The 246-nt window shown below is 37.0% G+C and carries 2 pseudogenes; one reads left to right on the forward strand and one right to left on the reverse strand.

The window, feature by feature from the left end:
- Nucleotides 1–126 (reverse strand): annotated as a pseudogene (adhP, locus tag IDG63_RS14545) (alcohol dehydrogenase AdhP); the annotation flags it as partial.
- Here adhP and IDG63_RS14550 point away from each other — a divergent pair.
- Nucleotides 119–246, forward strand: a pseudogene (locus IDG63_RS14550) (zinc-binding dehydrogenase); the annotation flags it as partial. The pseudogenes adhP and IDG63_RS14550 overlap by 8 nt on opposite strands.

A 246-nucleotide genomic window follows, 5' to 3' on the forward strand; every position in this document is an offset into this window, starting at 1 on the left:
TAATTTTTCAGGTACTTTCACAGCATAGTCTGCAGTAACAATAACTTGTTCAGCCATTGCACCATCTACTGTATAACCAGCATTTTTCACACTACGGCAAAGTGTTTCACGACCTGTTGTACAATATGCTAAAAACGTTATGGGGGCTAAAATTGTTGCCTTCGACATCAATGATGATAAATTAGCATTCGCGAAAGAATTAGGTGCTGATGCTATTATTAATTCTAAAGATGTTGATCCAGTTGC

This window comes from Staphylococcus sp. EG-SA-14 (genome assembly GCF_017151935.1).
Taxonomy (GTDB): domain Bacteria; phylum Bacillota; class Bacilli; order Staphylococcales; family Staphylococcaceae; genus Staphylococcus; species Staphylococcus aureus.